This window comes from Breoghania sp. (assembly GCF_030066895.1).
Taxonomy (GTDB): Bacteria; Pseudomonadota; Alphaproteobacteria; order Rhizobiales; family Stappiaceae; genus Breoghania.
Map to the genome: position 1 here is coordinate 140,719 of NZ_JASJAV010000001.1, position 16,970 is coordinate 157,688.

At 61.2% G+C, this 16,970-nt stretch carries 14 protein-coding genes and 1 pseudogene; 5 read left to right on the top strand and 10 right to left on the bottom strand.

Translation table 11 applies throughout. The annotated features are described in order from the left end of the window. Positions 1-43 precede the first annotated feature (43 nt). Genes QNJ43_RS00795 through QNJ43_RS00805 form a run of 3 tightly spaced genes read right to left on the bottom strand, consistent with a single transcriptional unit; the run spans position 44 to position 1,212 of the window. The gene (locus QNJ43_RS00795; RefSeq protein WP_300466590.1) at positions 44-316 is read right to left on the bottom strand and encodes a hypothetical protein; all 273 of its coding nucleotides are present in this window, start codon (positions 314-316) and stop codon (positions 44-46) included. Between the two features lie 3 nt (positions 317-319). After that, a complete protein-coding gene (locus QNJ43_RS00800) occupies positions 320-703 on the bottom strand; it encodes a hypothetical protein (protein WP_300466592.1) in 384 nt (127 codons plus the stop codon). Beyond that, on the bottom strand, positions 700-1,212 hold the full coding sequence (locus tag QNJ43_RS00805; protein ID WP_300466594.1) for a hypothetical protein: 513 nt from the start codon (positions 1,210-1,212) through the stop codon (positions 700-702). Before QNJ43_RS00805 ends, QNJ43_RS00800 begins: the two co-directional genes overlap by 4 nt. A gap of 683 nt (positions 1,213-1,895) precedes the next feature. On the opposite strand from QNJ43_RS00805, the gene uvrA reads away from it, so the two are divergent. From uvrA to QNJ43_RS00820, 3 genes are all read left to right on the top strand, one after another. Beyond that, positions 1,896-4,832, top strand: a complete 2,937-nt coding sequence (gene uvrA, locus QNJ43_RS00810; protein ID WP_300466596.1) for an excinuclease ABC subunit UvrA — start codon at positions 1,896-1,898, stop codon at positions 4,830-4,832. 1,036 nt (positions 4,833-5,868) lie between these two features. Then, positions 5,869-6,018 (top strand): DUF1127 domain-containing protein, encoded by a 150-nt coding sequence (locus QNJ43_RS00815; RefSeq protein ID WP_300466598.1) that lies wholly within the window; start codon positions 5,869-5,871, stop codon positions 6,016-6,018. A 602-nt stretch (positions 6,019-6,620) separates the two neighbouring features. Next, positions 6,621-6,770, top strand: a complete 150-nt coding sequence (locus QNJ43_RS00820) for a DUF1127 domain-containing protein (protein ID WP_300466600.1) — start codon at positions 6,621-6,623, stop codon at positions 6,768-6,770. A 289-nt stretch (positions 6,771-7,059) separates the two neighbouring features. Here QNJ43_RS00820 and QNJ43_RS00825 read toward each other — a convergent pair whose 3' ends face one another. After that, a complete protein-coding gene (locus QNJ43_RS00825; protein WP_300466602.1) occupies positions 7,060-7,623 on the bottom strand; it encodes a hypothetical protein in 564 nt (187 codons plus the stop codon). Between the two features lie 187 nt (positions 7,624-7,810). On the opposite strand from QNJ43_RS00825, the gene trmFO reads away from it, so the two are divergent. Further along, entirely contained in the window at positions 7,811-9,199 is a 1,389-nt protein-coding gene (gene trmFO, locus QNJ43_RS00830; RefSeq protein WP_300466604.1) for a methylenetetrahydrofolate--tRNA-(uracil(54)-C(5))-methyltransferase (FADH(2)-oxidizing) TrmFO, read from the top strand. A 275-nt stretch (positions 9,200-9,474) separates the two neighbouring features. Here the strand turns inward: trmFO and QNJ43_RS00835 are convergent, their stop codons facing one another. The 5 genes from QNJ43_RS00835 to yajC all read right to left on the bottom strand — a co-directional run bounded on the left by QNJ43_RS00835 (position 9,475) and on the right by yajC (position 13,829). After that, positions 9,475-10,332: a phytoene/squalene synthase family protein gene (locus QNJ43_RS00835; RefSeq protein WP_300466606.1), complete on the bottom strand. Its 858-nt coding sequence runs from the start codon at positions 10,330-10,332 to the stop codon at positions 9,475-9,477. Positions 10,333-10,416: 84 nt separating this feature from the next. Next, on the bottom strand, positions 10,417-10,839 hold the full coding sequence (locus tag QNJ43_RS00840) for an Mth938-like domain-containing protein (protein ID WP_300466608.1): 423 nt from the start codon (positions 10,837-10,839) through the stop codon (positions 10,417-10,419). Between the two features lie 7 nt (positions 10,840-10,846). Further along, complete coding sequence (secF, locus tag QNJ43_RS00845) at positions 10,847-11,791, bottom strand: protein translocase subunit SecF (protein ID WP_300466610.1); 945 nt, start codon at positions 11,789-11,791, stop codon at positions 10,847-10,849. A gap of 21 nt (positions 11,792-11,812) precedes the next feature. Then, the gene (secD, locus tag QNJ43_RS00850) at positions 11,813-13,429 is read right to left on the bottom strand and encodes a protein translocase subunit SecD (protein WP_300466612.1); all 1,617 of its coding nucleotides are present in this window, start codon (positions 13,427-13,429) and stop codon (positions 11,813-11,815) included. A gap of 70 nt (positions 13,430-13,499) precedes the next feature. Further along, positions 13,500-13,829 (bottom strand): preprotein translocase subunit YajC, encoded by a 330-nt coding sequence (gene yajC, locus QNJ43_RS00855; RefSeq protein ID WP_300466614.1) that lies wholly within the window; start codon positions 13,827-13,829, stop codon positions 13,500-13,502. A gap of 355 nt (positions 13,830-14,184) precedes the next feature. On the opposite strand from yajC, the pseudogene QNJ43_RS00860 reads away from it, so the two are divergent. Further along, positions 14,185-15,064: pseudogene (locus tag QNJ43_RS00860) on the top strand (ATP-binding protein). A gap of 355 nt (positions 15,065-15,419) precedes the next feature. Here QNJ43_RS00860 and QNJ43_RS00865 read toward each other — a convergent pair. Next, on the bottom strand, positions 15,420-16,778 hold the full coding sequence (locus QNJ43_RS00865; RefSeq protein ID WP_300466616.1) for a M23 family metallopeptidase: 1,359 nt from the start codon (positions 16,776-16,778) through the stop codon (positions 15,420-15,422). Positions 16,779-16,970: the final 192 nt, after the last annotated feature.

Consider the following 16,970-nt stretch of genomic DNA (forward strand, 5'->3'; position numbering starts at 1 on the left):
CGTCGCCCGATCCGCTCGCCGCGCCGATCGTGCTGTTCGAAATCTAGATGTCGCCGGTCGTGTCGGAGAAATCCAGACCGTTGCCGCTGGAACCGGTGACCGTGAGCCCGGACAGGGTCACCCCGTCGATACCGCTGCCCGAAACGCCGGTCGTGCCGCCGTCGATCGTGAAGTCGGTAAGCGTATTGTCGTTGCCGAGCGTGAAAACAGGGCTCGCGCCCATGTCCTGCACCGTGCCGGTCGTGCCGGAAAGACCGACGGAAACCGTCTGCCCCGTAGACAACAGCACCGTCAGCGATCCACCCGCGCCGATCACCGTCTAATCGTCCTGCAAGGTCACGCCCGTCGTGGTGATCGTGCCCGCCTGGCCGTCGACCACGATGATACCGCCGGTGGTCAATGCTCTCACGGCCGTGGCGTTGGTGACGGCATCGTCCAGCGAGGTCGGATCGTCCGCACTGCCGCTGCCGAGCGTCCCGTCGCCATCTGCATAATAGATGTAGCCGTATTCGGTGCCGGAGGCGTCCTGCGCAAACCGCGTCACGGTTCCGCCGCCGCCCACTTCCTCCTCGCCGAGCCGGATATCGAGATCGCGCCGCACGCGCGCCGTCATGCGCTCCTCAAGCGGCGACAGAGTCGGGCGAGAGCTTTCCCCGCCCGCCAGCGCCTGCAAGGGCACACGCAGACGGATTCCACCCATCAAAGAGGTACGGTCGACATTGTCATAGGAGACCGTACCGCCCAGCGAGAGCGTCGATCCCTCGATGCCGAACACGTCGGACAGCGCATATTCAGCGTGCCGCGCCCGCCGGTTACGTTGCGCACATCATCGGCCCAATAGTGATAGGCCCCGGCATAAAGGCGCAGATCGTCGCCCTGGATCAGTGAAACGGGGATCTTCACACCGACTTCGGTGTCGAATCCCCACATCGGCTTGTCGCGCAGCAGCGTGTCGATCGTCTCCTCGACAAACCGGTTGCTAATGATCGAAACGTTGGAGGTATCGGTGCCGCCGCTGTCCTTCGCACCAATAATCGGCACATAGAAGTTGAAGCACGCGTCGAAATTCGGCGTCATCGCTTCCACGCCCAGCGTCGTGGCGAAGAAGCTGTTGCCGTCCTTCAAGGTGGCATCGGAATAGATGTAGCCGCCAAGGATCAGGTTGGGATTGATGATCCGGCGAACGGCGAACGGCGAGGCTCCAGTTGCCATAAATGTTGACCAGATCGGATGTGCCCTGGCGCGCATCGAGGAAGAACAGCGAATCCTCATCCTGCCCGAGAGGCACGAAGGCCTCCACCGAACCGCCGACACGGTCGGTTCCGGGGCGAAAGATCGATTCCGCAGGTCCCTGCCATTTGTCGCCGTCGGCGGCATGAGCCGCACCCGGCAAGAATCCAATTGCGGCAGCAGCAAGAACAGAGGTGGAAAGCAGACGTTCCTGTGTGCCCCAGCGCCGCACGGGTCTGTTAGCTCGGCTCACCATCACCTCGATTATTTATTTAGCATCACATATATTTAAGAGAATCCGTTTTTGTTTTCCAAACAATAGATTATCGCGCATATCACGCTACGTCGTTTTGAAATTTGGCGGATTTATTTTCGTAGGAATAACTTATGTGTAATTTGAATTAATTACACTGTGATTTTTATGTAAATTTCTCAATACCTCGCAATTCGCATTCGTTCTTTTTTGTCCTCGTCTAGAATGACGAACATGCAGTGTTGAAAGACCCGGAAAATCTCCCACTTGAAGCGGCGGGGAGAAGAGTGCATTCCTGCCCGCCACCCCATCCTGCCGATGAAGCTGGCCGACGTGCCGAGGACGGCGGCCGGGACGTACTGATTTATCAAACTGCGCGGCAGCCAGGGCTGTCGTCCGGAAGGAGGCCTTCATGCCGGACCATAAATCCGAGGCCACCCGGTCCATCTCCATTCGCGGCGCGCGCGAGCACAATCTGAAGAATGTCGACGTCGACATTCCACGCGACGAACTGGTGGTGATGACGGGGCTTTCCGGCTCCGGCAAATCCTCGCTCGCCTTCGACACGATCTATGCCGAAGGCCAGCGCCGCTACGTCGAAAGCCTGTCAGCCTATGCCCGGCAGTTCCTGGAAATGATGCAGAAGCCGGACGTCGACCAGATCGACGGACTGTCGCCCGCCATTTCCATCGAGCAGAAGACGACCTCGCGCAATCCGCGCTCCACGGTGGGCACGGTCACCGAGATCTACGACTACATGCGGCTTCTGTTCGCCCGCATCGGCATTCCCTATTCGCCGGCAACCGGCCTTCCCATCGAAAGCCAGACGGTGAGCCAGATGATCGACCGGGTGCTGGAACTGGAGGAAGGCACGCGCCTCTATCTGCTTGCGCCGATGGTGCGCGGGCGCAAGGGCGAGTACCGCAAGGAACTTGCCGAGTTGATGAAAAAGGGTTTCCAGCGCGTCAAGATCGACGGCGAGTTCCACGAGATTGCCGAAGCCCCGGCGCTCGACAAGAAACTCAAGCACGATATCGACGTCGTCGTCGACCGCCTGGTCGTGCACCACGACATCGCCAACCGGCTAGCCAACAGTCTGGAAACCGCGCTGCAGCTTGCCGACGGCATCGCCGTTACCGAGTTGGCCGACCGGCTGAACGAACCGGCACACGCAGGAGTGGTGCTGCAGAACAAGAACGAGACGCATGAGCACATCGTCTTTTCCGAAAAGTTCGCCTGCCCCGTTTCCGGCTTCACGATTCCCGAAATCGAGCCGCGGCTCTTTTCTTTCAACAACCCCTTCGGCGCCTGCCCAACCTGTGACGGGCTCGGCACGCAACTTTCCTTCGAAGGCGCGCTGGTGGTGCCGGATGGCTCGCTGACCCTACGCGGCGGCGCGATCGTACCGTGGGCCAAGATCGGCTCCTCCTCTCCCTGTTATGCCCAGACGCTCGAGGCCATCTGCCGTTATTTCAAGGTGTCGATGAACGACCCTTGGGACGATCTGCCGGAAAAGGTGCGCGACGTGATCCTCTACGGCTCGGGCAACGAACCGATCACCTTCACCTATGACGACGGGACGCGCAGCTACGAGCGGACGAAGCCCTTCGAAGGCGTGGTGCGCAATATCGAGCGGCGCTGGCGGGAAACGGAATCGAACTGGGTGCGCGAGGAACTGTCGCGCTATCAGTCCGACCGGCCGTGCGAATCCTGCGGCGGGTACCGGCTGAAGCCCGAAGCGCTGGCGGTGAAGATCGCGGGCAAGCACATCGGCCAGGTCACGGAAATGTCGATCAAGAAGGCGGCCGAGTGGTTCGAGGCCCTTCCCGCTCAGCTCAACGCCAAGCAGAGCGAGATCGCCCCGCGCATTCTCAAGGAGATCCGCGAGCGGCTGAAATTCCTCAACGACGTGGGACTGGAATATCTGACGCTGTCGCGCAATTCCGGCACTCTGTCGGGCGGCGAAAGCCAGCGCATCCGCCTCGCCTCGCAGATCGGCTCAGGCCTGACCGGCGTTCTCTACGTTTTGGACGAACCCTCCATCGGCCTGCACCAGCGCGACAATGCCCGGCTTCTGGAAACGCTGAAGCGACTGCGCGACCTCGGCAACACCGTCATCGTGGTGGAACATGACGAGGAGGCGATCCTGACCGCCGACCACGTCATCGACGTCGGCCCCGGTGCGGGCGTCCACGGCGGGCGGATCATCGCGGAAGGAACGCCCGGCGACATCATGGCGAGCAAGGATTCGCTGACCGGGCGCTATCTGACCGGCGATCTGGAAGTGCCGCTGCTGACGGAGCGGCGCAAGATCTCCAAGAAGAAGCGGCTGAAGGTGACCGGAACTTCGGGCAACAACCTGAAGAATGTCGATGCGGAAATCCCGCTCGGCACCTTCACCTGCATCACCGGTGTGTCCGGGGGCGGCAAGTCCACGCTGCTTCTCGACACCATCTACAAGGCGGTGGCGCGGCGCCTGAACGGAGCGCGCGACAACCCGGCCCCGCACGAAAAGCTGGAAGGGCTGGAATTCCTCGACAAGGTCATCGACATCGACCAGTCGCCGATCGGGCGCACGCCGCGCTCCAATCCGGCGACCTATACCGGCGCCTTCACGCCGATCCGCGAATGGTTTGCGGGCCTGCCGGAAGCCAAGGCGCGCGGCTATGCACCGGGGCGCTTCTCGTTCAACGTCAAGGGCGGACGCTGCGAGGCGTGTCAGGGCGACGGCGTCATCAAGATCGAGATGCACTTCCTGCCCGACGTCTATGTCACCTGCGACGTCTGCAAGGGCAAACGCTACAACCGCGAAACGCTTGAGGTGCAGTTCAAGGGCAAGTCGATTGCCGACGTACTGAACATGACGGTGGAGGAAGGCGCGCAGTTCTTTTCCGCCGTTCCCTCGGTGTGCGACAAGCTGACGACGCTGAGCGAAGTGGGCCTTGGCTATATCAAGGTCGGCCAGCAGGCCACGACGCTGTCCGGCGGTGAGGCGCAGCGCGTGAAGCTCGCCAAGGAACTGTCGAAACGCGCCACGGGCCGCACCCTTTACATTCTGGATGAGCCGACCACCGGCCTGCACTTCCACGATGTGGCCAAGCTTCTGGAAGTGCTGCACTCGCTCGTCGATCAGGGCAACACGGCCGTGGTCATCGAGCACAATCTGGAGGTTATCAAGACCGCGGACTGGCTCATCGACCTCGGCCCCGAAGGTGGCGACGGCGGCGGCGAGATCGTTGCGTGCGGCCGGCCGGAGGATCTGGTCAAGGTCAAGGCGAGCTACACCGGCCGGTTCCTGAAGGAACTGCTCGAACGCCGCCCGAAGAAAAAGAGCGAAGCGGCCGAATAGGCAGGCGCCCCGGTTGGACGCCACGGCGCGACCCGATCCCCTCGCCCACGGGAGAGGGGATCGCCGAGCACATGCCCCTGCCCCACTTCCCAAGTCTGTTCGACAGAGGGGAGCGGACCACGTCTTTCAAGGCGCTCTTCATCGTTGCAGGCCCCGACGGGCAATCCACGCCGGGATGACGCGTGAAGAGCGTTTGACGCGACACGGAACGAGTCGAATCCCTCTGACGGGGAAGAGTCGACAGGCCCTGAAGGCAAATCTTTCGCGGAACGGGACGCTCCCGCGCCCCTTATCCAGGCATCCGCACCCATTTTTTCCCAAACGAAGGCACTGAATTGCGGCTGCGCTTTCTGTCGCACCTCCGTTAGAGCCTCCCGTCTCTCAGATAAGCCGTCCAACGGCCTGCGATGCCGTATGCAGCTGATTCAATAAGTCCAAATTTTGCACTGCACATCAGACGCATTGCAGTACGAAAGGGCCGATTCTCCCGTCGAAAGAGGAGCCGGACGAGAGGTATCGGCCGCTCCGGGAGCTGAAAATGCCGCCTCCCCACATCCGCCGCGACCAGAGCCGGCTCGCCTTCCAGGAGCGGGAACTCACCGCAATCACACTCACTTTTGCATCCTTTACGGGAACCTGCCCGCTTCGGGTGACAATCAGCCCCGTTCTCTCACCCGGCAGAGGATGCGATTCTGGCTGAGCCGCCCGACGCTTCCGTACCGTCTTCCGGGGAACAAAATTTTGCATCTGATCGGATATAATTATTGCATTGAAACATATTTTCTGTTATAATATTAAAAAGGATTTTATCCAGCGAACGTAATGCCTTACGAAGTTCTCCGACTGCGCGAATCCGCGCAGTCTGACGCAGATGGACGGAAATCCCTGCGTCATTTTGTTGCTTTGCAAAAAAACGCAGAGCTGCTATGCGAGCCCCCCTCGCGGCTCAATCGTGATTAGCTTAAGTAGAGATCATCAACAACACGTTGCACCGCAATAAGTGGGCAGACGGGGCGAGCAAGCCTGGAGATGAACGATGCTCGACACGCTTACGCACCGGTTCCGCAGCTGGCGGAAATATCGCGACACCTACGACGAGCTGTTGAAGCTGTCCAACCGTGAATTGCACGATCTGGGTATCGGCCGCACGAATATCGAATTCATCACCCGCCGCGCTTCGCGCTAAGGCGACAGAGACATAGGGTTTGCGTCCATAGGGCTACCTCCTCTCAGGCCCCACGGAGAAAAAGCGCCCGCCGGTACCTCCTCCCACCGGCAGGCGTTTTTCAAAACCACCCGGCAGGCGCAGATGCGGTTCACCGCACGCGACACGGGAGTGGGAAGAACTGAGAGTTTGCATCCATGGGGCTACCTCCTCCCACCGGCGAGTGCCTTTCTCCGGACCCGAAAAGTCGTTTTAGTTCAAAAAATTACAGAAACAGACAAGGGTAAACCGGTTAAACAGTTTCGCGTCTATGAGGCTACCTCCTCCCAGGCCCCACGGTAAAGAAACGCCCACCGGCACCTCCTCCCGCCGGTGGGCGTTTTTTGTATCTTTTTCCTGAAGTTGCCCAAAAGTAAGATGCCACATACGACGTGATTATTTTTATGCATAATGCCTAGTAAGACCTCGTTAATGTGCCCATCGTCGCTTGCAAGGCTGCTATGCAGTCAAATACCTGCCTCTAAACCGGTCAATCGCCTAGATACTCATCATAGAGTTTACAGCGGCGCCGATGCAGAACAATCGAAGCGGACAGCCCCGGTCTTAGTCCGATGGAGATGACCATGTTGAACACTTTCGCCCGCAAGTACTGGTCCTGGAAAAACTATCACCACACCGTGTCCGAGCTGTCCCGGCTGTCCGATCACGAGCTGCATGACCTGGGCATCGGTCGTGTCGGCATCGAATATGTCGCTCGCCGCTCGACGCACTAAGCTACTGAATTTTCTTCAGTAATCATTCCATAATCGAAGCAGGTGGCGGGGTCTTTATCCCTCTCTTTCCCCGCTCGGACAAAAGGCCCGCCGGTCCTTCCCCCGGCGGGCCTTTTATTTTGTGCGCACAAGTCTTCGCAAACGGCCCCGTCGTGAGACACGCCCGCACTTCCCCTCTCGAAGAGCTGGCGAGAGGGAAGATTTCCGATCGAAATGATTGAAACGTCAGGCGTTGGGATATTGCGCAAACCAGCGCGCCAGCGGCATCACGTCGGACAGCTCGCCGTTGTCATGGGTCCACGAATCCACCCCAAAGGTCTTTCCGCTGTTCTTTTCCGCCAGAACCGCCGATTGCATGCGGATAGCACCCATCGAGGAAGAAGCCGCGGGCGACCGGACTGCGAACCTCGTGATACTTCAGCAAACCGTGGCGTTGCGCCACGAGCAGCAGGTTGGTGGTGTTCGTTGCCTCGTCGATGCAATCTATCTGGCCCCGGACACCTGAGTCAAAGGTCATGCCGCCCTTGCCGTTTGCGGAGCCGACAGTGGGCACGACCCGTCTTTCCTGCCACTGAACGGCGCGCGCCACCGCCTTGCGCTCGGCCTGCGGCAATTCAGCGCCTTCCGATAGAATGAACTTCAGTCTGGAGAGATCCTTGGCCGAAAAACGCACCGGAGTGCGCGAGGCGCACCCGAAGTCGTGGCAGATGACGACCTTGTCCCCACGCGGGGCCACCGAGTCGTGTTGGGCATACCAGCTCGATGCAGAGTTCGCAGCCTGACCGGCGCAGTCGGCCAGTGACAGCCCGACGACGACAAACGCCGCCCGCTCTCTCCACCCATGCTGCCCCATCCGCCGTCCTTCCGCCTGAAGATTCGCTTACCCTAAGGTCGATGCCTTCAGAGTTACGCAGAAACGTTGCGTCTACCAAGCCGACGAGCTATCAGCAGCGCCCAGAGAGCTTTTTCTGCGCACCACGAAAACGTGCAGACGCGAAAATGCAGGCGACATCCCAATCACACAAGGCGGGACAAACCATATGAACCCAATCCACGTTATCGGCGGCGGTCTGGCCGGTTCAGAAGCCACCTGGCAGATCGTCCAGGCGGGCGTTCCCGTCATTCTGCACGAAATGCGCCCCGAACGCGGCACAGACGCGCATGTAAGCGACGAGCTGGCGGAGCTGGTGTGCTCCAATTCCTTCCGCTCCGACGATGCGGAACTGAACGCGGTCGGTCTGATTCACGCGGAATTGCGCCGCGCGGGCTCGCTGATCATGTCGTGCGCCGATGCCAACCAGGTTCCCGCCGGCAGCGCGCTGGCCGTCGACCGGCACGGATTTTCCGCCGCCGTGACCAAGGCGCTGGAAGAGCATCCGCTCGTCACGATTCGCCGCGAGGAGATCAATGCCGTGCCGCCCGCCGACTGGGACAGCGTCGTCATCGCCACCGGGCCGCTGACGTCACCCGCCTTGAGCGAAGCGGTGCTCTTGATCACCGACGAGGATGCGCTGGCGTTTTTCGATACCATCGCCCCGATCATCCATTTCGATTCGATCGATATGGACACGGCCTGGTTCCAGTCGCGCTACGACAAGATCGGCCCCGGCGGAACGGGTGCGGACTACATCAACTGTCCGATGAACCGCGACCAGTACGAGGCCTTCGTCGACGCGCTCATTGCAGGCGAAAAGACCGAGTTCAAGGAATGGGAGAAGACGCCCTATTTTGACGGGTGCCTGCCCATCGAGGTGATGGCCGAGCGCGGCCGCGAGACCCTGCGCCACGGCCCGATGAAACCAATGGGCCTGACCAATTCCCACAAGCCGGACGAAAAGGCCTACGCGGTCGTCCAGCTTCGCCAGGACAATGCGCTCGGCACTCTCTACAATATGGTCGGCTTCCAGACGAAGCTGAAATACGGGGTACAGACGGAGATCTTCCGCATGATCCCAGGGTTGGAGAACGCGCAATTCGCCCGTCTTGGCGGATTGCATCGCAACGCGTTCCTTAACTCACCCAAGATCCTGGATGGATTCCTTCGACTAAAGGTTGAACCGCGTATTCGCTTCGCCGGGCAGATCACCGGCTGCGAGGGATATGTGGAATCGTCCGCAGTGGGATGCATGGCGGGCCGCTTCGCCGCGACCGAGCGACTAGGCCGAGAGATCACCCCGCCACCGGTCACCACGGCCATGGGTGCGCTTCTCAATCATATCACGGTCGGCCACCTGGACGGCGAGGACGCGGGCAAACGCTCCTTCCAGCCGATGAACGTCAATTTCGGCCTGTTCCCGCCGGTTGAATTTTCGAAGAAGACGGAAGACGGCAAGCGCATGAAGGACCCGGACAAGGCCAAGGCGAAAAAGCGCGCGCTCACCTCCCGTGCATCGGCCGATTTCGAGGCGTGGCTTGGGGGAGCTGACTGAGGTCGGACCGCCATTTCCAGTTGTAGATCATTGATACCCGAAAAGGCTCAGCGTCATCCCGTGTCTGCACGTCAGTGCTGCCGTGCAGACACGGGATGACGCGCGGCAAATCGCATTTCCCCGCATCGCTGACATCGTGCCTCGATCCCGGATCTGCGAAGCAGCATTCCATGCTGCACCGCGTCCGGGATGACGCCGGAGAGGTTCTTTTCAAAACGACTTTCGGAAATGCGGTTTCGAAATCGACGTGCCGATCCCGCCGCACCGGACGCAGGTCAAGACGCCTTCGACTTCGTCGCCTGTCGGCTGGCACGCCACAAGATCCACTGACGGCGCCATTGCGGGATCTCGATCACCTCGTTCAGGGGATCGTAGTCCGGACGCTCCATGCGGTTGAGATAGGGCTCCACCAGCGCCACCGGCAACAGCGCCGGGCCACAGCCCTTGCCGAGCCCTTCGATCTTGTAGCGCGTCTGATCCATGTGGCGGCGCGCGATCGCCCGCATCTCCGCCAGACAGGCCTTCAACTCCGGCGTCGACTTTCCGCAGAATACGGCATTCGGATCGACGCCGAACCGCTCAAGCAGATCGCCGGGCAGATACATCTGTCGGCGCCGGGCATGCCAGGGCAAGGAGCGCAGCAATCCCGTCAATGCATAGGCGACGCCGCCGTGCCCCGACGCATCGCACATTGCCTTGGCCGGATCGTCGGTCAGGATCATCGAGGCAAGCTGAATCGGCACCGACGCCGTTTCCCCCGCATAGCCCTCAAGATCGGCCAGCGTCGGCATCGGATCCTCGTAGAGGTCGAAGACGCGCGCCTCGATCAGATTGAGAAACGCTTCCTGCGGCAGATTGTATTTCGCGATCGTCTCAAGAAGCGCGGCTGCGACCGGATTGGCGGTGACATCACCGTGCCCGTCACCCGTCAGAACGTCCCGCCACCATTGCAGACGAACCTCGCCCGGCAGCGCATCGGAAACCTTGTCCCGGATACCGGCGATTTCAGCGTTGAAGGCGTAGAGAGCAAAGACTGCCGGACGCCTGTCCGCGGGGGCGAACAACGTGGTGAAATAGCGGTCGCGGTTAAACTCGCGGACCACCTCCTGACAATGGGCGTAGATATCAATCATTGCAGGAGAAGATAGAGCCGGGCAGCCATCGTGCCACCACCCCCTTTAGCCGCATTGCATCCCCGTCCCACCGAGCCGCCCCCGTCATTCAACGGCGATCAGGGCAGCGGCGACCGCCCTGTTTTCGGCCAAAAGCACATTGAGCGTGCGCACCGCGGCCCCGGTCGACATCACATCGGCCATGATCCCGGCCGCGCGAAACATCTGATGGAGATCCTTGTCGAGCCGCACCAGCTCAGGTCCGCAGCCGACAAGCAGGATTTCGATATAGTCGGCCTGCTCGAAGACAGGGGCGAACGTCTCGGAAGAGAAATCCGCCGTGGAGCTCACGCCCCAACCGTGAATGCCGCTCGGCAGCACCAGCAGCGAGCCGCGATGAGACATGTCCGCGAACCGGAAACCGCCGTCGCCATAGGCGTCGATCGGCGCACATCCGGGGAAATGGGCCTCGCGAATGACGAGACCTTTCGCTTCCCCCGACCAGAAGCCCTTGGGACATTGCGCCATCGCTCGCTCAGGCTGTCTTCGCCTGCTCCTTGTCCGCCTTGCCGCCCGAAGCATCCGGGCCACGCCGCAGGTTCAGGAAGTTCAGGACCGGAGCGGCCACGAAGATCGAGGAATACGTTCCCACCACTACGCCCCAGATCATCGCGAAGGTGAAGGCCCGGATCACTTCTCCGCCGAAGATATAAAGCGAGATAAGGGCCAGCAGGGTGGTGAACGAGGTCATCGTCGTGCGCGACAGGGTCTGGTTGATAGCCCGGTCGAGCAGTTCCAGGAGCGGCATCTTCTTGAACTTGCGCATATCCTCGCGGGTACGGTCGTAGACCACCACCGTATCGTTGAGGGAATAACCCACGATCGTCAGGATCGCCGCGATACTGGAGAGCGAGAAGTCGAGCCGAAGCACCGCGAACATGCCGATCGTCAGGATGACGTCATGCACCGTCGCGATAACCGCCCCGAGCGCGAACTGCCACTCGAACCGGAACCAGATATAGACCAGCACCGCCAGAAGCGAGACCACGACGGCGAGCGTACCGGCCTGGGCCAGTTCGCCGGAAACGCGCGGACCGACGACCTCGACACGACGGAAGTCGACCGTGTCGCCGAACGTGTCGCGGATCAGACCGACGGCACGCTGCTGAGCCTGTTCCCCGCCGGGCTGACGCTCGATGCGGATCAGCACATCGTTGGGCGCGCCGAATTCCTGAACCTGCACGTCACCGAGGCGAAGTTCGCCCAATTCGGAACGGATATCGCCGATATTGGCGGGGCCGTTCTTCGTAGCAATTTCGATGACCGTACCGCCCTGGAAGTCGATGCCGTAGTTCAACCCCATCGCGAAAAACAACACGATGGAGAGAACCGCGAGCGTGCCGGACAGCGTGAAACTGATGAAGCGGTTCTTAATGAACCCGAAGTGCGTGTTCTCCGGGACAATCCTGAGTAAGCGCATGTCTTTTCCCTTCCGGTTCGCTCAGATTGGCAATTTCGAGGGGCGGCGACCACGCAGCCACAACGAAACAAGGAACCGGGTGAAGGTGAACGCCGAGAACACGGTGGTGACGATACCGATGGCAAGCGTCACGGCGAAACCGCGGATCGGGCCCGACCCCAGATAGAACAGGATCACGGCGGCGATCAGCGTGGTGATGTTGGCATCCAGAATGGTACCGAGCGCTCTGGAGAAGCCGGCATCTAGCGACGATACGACCGATCGCCCGTTGCGCGATTCCTCTCGGATGCGTTCGTAGATGAGCACGTTGGCGTCGACCGCCATGCCGACGGTCAGCACGATGCCCGCGATGCCAGGAAGCGTCAGCGTGGCGCCCAGAAAGGACAGCGCGCCGAAGATCAGCACCATGTTCACGAACAGCGCCACATCGGCCAGGATCCCGAACAGGCCATAGGCCATAATCATGAAGATGGCGACCGCGAAGATACCGACCAGCGAGGCGATCTTGCCCGCTTCCACCGAGTCCGCACCAAGGCTCGGACCGACGGTGCGTTCCTGAACGATGGTGAGCTGGGCGGGCAATGCACCGGCGCGCAGCAGGATGGAAAGGTCGTTTGCCGACTCAACCGTGAAGTTGCCGGAGATCTGACCGGATCCGCCGAGGATCGGCTCGCGAATGACCGGGGCCGAAATCACTTCGTTATCAAGCACGATGGCGAAGGGACGCCCGACATTCTGCTTGGTCACCTTGGCGAACTTGCGTGCGCCCGCAGTGTTGAAGCGGAAGGTCACGACCGGCTCGTTCGAGCGCTGATCGAAGGTCGCCTGAGAATCGTCGAGATCCTCGCCCGTAAGGAGCGGCTCTTCCTCGATCAGGTAGAGAACCGGAGGATCGTCGGTGGAATAGACCAGAAGGCCACCGGCCGGCGGACGCGTCTGGATCGCCTGCTGGACGTTGGCGTTGACGTTGACCAGATGGAAGGTCATCTGGGCGGTCTGGCCGATCAGCGTCTTCAGATGCTCCGGATCGTCAAGGCCCGGCGCTTCCACGAGGATGCGGTTTTCGCCCTGGCGCTGGATCGACGGCTCGGTCGTGCCGAGCTGATCGACGCGGCGACGGATCACCTCGATCGACTGATCGACCACCGAATGGATGCGCTGGGCAAGGCCCTCTTCGCTGAAGGCGAAGCGGACCTGACCGTCATCGGAGATATCGAAGGAGAATTCGTTGACCTGGCTGCCGGAGAACAGGCTGGCATCCAGCGGATTGACCAGATCCTTCAGCCGTTCTCGGGCATCCGCGATACGCGCGGTATCGCGCAGGCGCAGCTCCACGCTGTCATCGCCCTTCACACCGAGACCGGTGTAACCGATGCGCGGCTCGCTCTTGCGAAGGGCGTTGCGGATCTCGCCCACCAGCGACTGCAGCCGCTTCTTCTGATACGATTCCCGGTCGACCTCATAGAGCAGATATGCACCGCCCTGCAGGTCCAGACCCAGCACGAGCTGGCGGCCCGGAACCCACTCCGGCCAGGATGCGACTTCCTCGCGGGTGAAAAAATTCGGAACAGTAAACATCGCGCCAAGGATAACCAGCAGCGCGATCAGAACGACTTTCCAGCGTGCGAAATAAAGCATTTATACGTCACCCGTGCTGTACCGTCCGACGGACCGGACAGCTTTGCGTGTGCGAAGATTACCCTACCCGTTATTCCTTGGCGGGTTCACCCTTGGAACGGACGTCCTGGATCATGGAGCGGACCACCTTGACCTTGACGCCCTCGGCGATCTCGATCTGGGCTTCCGCTTCGTCCAGAACCTTCACGACCTTGCCGACGATGCCGCCGGTGGTGACGATGGTGTAGCCGCGGCGCAGGGAATTGACCATTTCCTGATGCTGTTTCATCCGCTGACGCTGCGGGCGGATGATCAGGAAGTACATGACTGCAAAGATCAGGACGAACGGCAGAATATTAAGCAGCAGCTCTCCGCCGCCGGCAGCTGCACCGGTCTGGGCATAGGCCGGGGTCACGAACATGATGGGCCTCTCCTTAGGTGTTTCTCTTCAAACCCCTGCCGACGCCTCGGGCGCCATGCGGGTGGCGGCGAATGACATGGTCAATCGGCCGGGGATTACAAGTCGCGCGGACTATACCCGCGCGTGGCAGCTTTGCAAGCAAAGCCGGAGCCCGATCGCCCCTTATAGGACACGCTAGCGCATACGTACCACTTTCGCCCCGAGTTACCTTTTGTCCCCCTGCCCCACCGTGATAGAGGCGCAATGACGCTCCGCCCCGGCCAGGCAAATGCCCGGCGAACGCGCGCCGCGCCGCCGGAGAGCGCAAAAAACATGCGTCATCCGGCACAACAATACGGAGGTTATCGTTTGAACCATGGCTGACAAATCGGAACTCGCGCTTATCGGAGACAAGCTCGATCGGCTGATCGACCTCATCACCAAGGCGGTCCCCGCCGACGTACCGACACCCGATTTCGAAGCCGCCGACGCCTTTATCTGGGTAGTCGGAGAACGTCTGCTCGAATCATTACCACACGTCAATCGTATTGCCATGACGTTGCTTCAGGCCGTCGGCCGGATGCGCGACACGCTCGTTTCCAATACCGAACGCTTCGCCCGGGGCCTGCCCGCCAACAACGCGCTCCTGTGGCGCGCGCGGCATGGGCAAGTCGTCTCTCGTCAAGACTTCCCACGCCCACGTGAATACGGAACTGGCAGCAGAGGGCAAATCGCCCCTGAAGCTGATCGAGATCCACCGCGAGGACATCGAGAGCCTGCCGATCCTGATGGGGCTTCTGCGCCCCGCGCCCTACCGCTTCATCATCTTCTGCGACAACCTTTCCTTCGACGGCGACTACACGTCCTACAAGTCGCTGAAGGCGGTTCTTGAAGGCGGCATCTAGGGGCGCTCGGCCAATGTCTTGTTCTACGCCACTTCCAACCGTCGCCATCTTCTGCCGCGCGACATGATGGAGAACGAGCGCGCCACCGGCATCAATCCCGGCGAGGCGGTGGAGGAAAGGGTCTCGCTGTCGGATCGCTTTGGCCTGTGGATCGGCTTCCACAAGTGCAGCCAGGACGACTATCTGGAAATGGTGAAGGGCTACGTCGCCCATTTCGATCTGACCATCGACGAGGACACCTTGCACGCCGAGGTGGTCGAATGGTCGACCACCCGCGGCTCACGCTCCGGTCGCGTCGCCTGGCAGTACATCCAGGACCTCGCAGGCCGTCAGGGCGTCACGCTCGACTGATAGAGTAGCGCTTGGGCGGTTTGTTCTAAACCTCACCCCCATTCCCCGGACTGTCATCCCCGCAAAGGCGGGGATCCAGTAACCACAGGATCGGGTGGAAGCGCACGGACCGCGGAGGTCTCTGGAATGCTGGATCCCCGCTTTCGCGGGGATGACACCGGTGTGGAGGGCAAGCGCGAAGGCATACGGCAACACCGTAAATCCGGCAGTACGGCGGCCCAGTCAGGAGGCTCCAACTCCAGCCAGCCTCCCGACGCCCGCCTGAACACTCCGACGCCTCAAGTACGACCACATAAACAAAAGGCTCCACTCACCGCCGTGAGGAGAGCCTTTTTCTTTTGACTCGTAACCCTCGTTACGAGGATTTCGGCAGGTACTGCATCGGATCGACCGGCTTGTTGCCCTGCCGAAGTTCGAAATGAAGCTGGGGCTGGTTGACAGTGCCCGTCGAGCCCGCCTTGGCAACCACCTCACCGCGCCGCACGATGTCGCCGCGGCGCACCTCAAGCTCGGAATTGTGTGCGTAAGCAGAAACCCAGCCGCCCTCGTGGCGTATCAGCACCAGGTTGCCGTACCCCTTCAGCTCGTTGCCGGAATAGATGACCGTGCCGCTTTCAACCGCGCGCATCGCCGTTCCTTCCGGCACCGCCAGGTTGATGCCGTCATTGCGCGTACCGCCCGGCTTGGAGCCGAAGCTGGAAATGATGCGCCCGCGCACCGGCCAGCGGAAACGATTGGTATTGTCCGTGGCGACCGCTGCAGGCGTCTCGTCCTGCTGGATCGAGGCGGTCTTGATCGGCGCCTTGGGCGCCTCCTCGCGACGGGCCTCATGCTTGACGTCGGTGTGTGTGGCAGATCGGGTTTCCGGCTCGGCCGTGGCAACCGCAACACGCGGAGCGCTGCCGGAAGAAACGGAAGGCTTGCGCGGCGGCCGGGCATTCGTGTCGATCGACGCCGTGTGCTGTTCGGGAGCGGCGGATACTGCCGCCCGCGGCGCGGAAGCGGTGTGCAAAACCTGACGCGGCTTTGAGTCCGGAATGACTTCGATCCGCGTCGCCACCCGCACGGTCTTGATCCGCGTCGGCTTGGCAGGCGCGGACGGGACGGCACCCGCCGTCCGGCTTTCCACGGCCGTGGTTTCGGCCGCAGCCGTCCGCCGGGTCGGGTTGACCACCTTGTGACCGTTATAGACGTAGGTCGGAATGATGATCTGCGATCCGGCGTGTACCAGATCCGGATCCCCGATGCCGTTGACCGCGACGATGGCCTTCGGCGGGACACCGTAGCGCCGCGCGGCCGAATCCACCGTTTCGCGGGACTCGAGCGTCACGACGGTGCCACCCGCGGATCTCCAACCACCGTAGCGCGGCTGCGTGTTGGAGGCGATCGGTGCGGGCATGGCAGATTGCGCCGGCTGAGCAATGGGCTCGAACTTCGGAATGGAAGCGGTATAGAGCGGCTTGTTCGTGCGGGAGTGGCCAACCGGCGGCAGCGGCGCAGAGGCCACCGTCGGCGCACGCTTCTGCGGCGCCGGGCTGACAGCCCCGTTACCCGCGACCTCGTCGTAGGACGGCTGGCTCGGCGGGTTGGCAAGAATATCGCGCTGATTCGCCGTACCGCCGGTGTAGATCGGGTCGCCGAAGCGCTCCACCGATCTGCTGCACCCTGCCGCGAAACCGGCAAGGAGCGCGATCGCGGCAACCCGGGTCAGCAAACGGGACCTAAAGTGCAATCGTTTGGCGGACATGGCTCAACTCGGTAAGAAATTCAGGCAGAATTTCATGTTGGAAAAAGTTAAGCGCGGTAACGTTGACAAAGATTTAAGCCCGCCCCAATTAGGCACAGAACGATGAGAAAGGCTCAAGCATAGCAGCTGGTTTGCGGGGAGGTCCGGGGGAAAACGGAT

Coding starts and splice junctions, on each gene's coding strand:
- trmFO (WP_300466604.1), top strand. CDS start 7,811: ATGAACCCAATCCACGTTATCGGCGGCGGTCTGGCCGGTTCAGAAGCC.
- yajC (WP_300466614.1), bottom strand. CDS start 13,829: ATGTTCGTGACCCCGGCCTATGCCCAGACCGGTGCAGCTGCCGGCGGC.
- secD (WP_300466612.1), bottom strand. CDS start 13,429: ATGCTTTATTTCGCACGCTGGAAAGTCGTTCTGATCGCGCTGCTGGTT.
- QNJ43_RS00825 (WP_300466602.1), bottom strand. CDS start 7,623: ATGGGGCAGCATGGGTGGAGAGAGCGGGCGGCGTTTGTCGTCGTCGGG.
- QNJ43_RS00815 (WP_300466598.1), top strand. CDS start 5,869: ATGCTCGACACGCTTACGCACCGGTTCCGCAGCTGGCGGAAATATCGC.
- QNJ43_RS00820 (WP_300466600.1), top strand. CDS start 6,621: ATGTTGAACACTTTCGCCCGCAAGTACTGGTCCTGGAAAAACTATCAC.
- QNJ43_RS00835 (WP_300466606.1), bottom strand. CDS start 10,332: ATGATTGATATCTACGCCCATTGTCAGGAGGTGGTCCGCGAGTTTAAC.
- QNJ43_RS00840 (WP_300466608.1), bottom strand. CDS start 10,839: ATGGCGCAATGTCCCAAGGGCTTCTGGTCGGGGGAAGCGAAAGGTCTC.
- secF (WP_300466610.1), bottom strand. CDS start 11,791: ATGCGCTTACTCAGGATTGTCCCGGAGAACACGCACTTCGGGTTCATT.
- QNJ43_RS00805 (WP_300466594.1), bottom strand. CDS start 1,212: ATGGCAACTGGAGCCTCGCCGTTCGCCGTTCGCCGGATCATCAATCCC.
- uvrA (WP_300466596.1), top strand. CDS start 1,896: ATGCCGGACCATAAATCCGAGGCCACCCGGTCCATCTCCATTCGCGGC.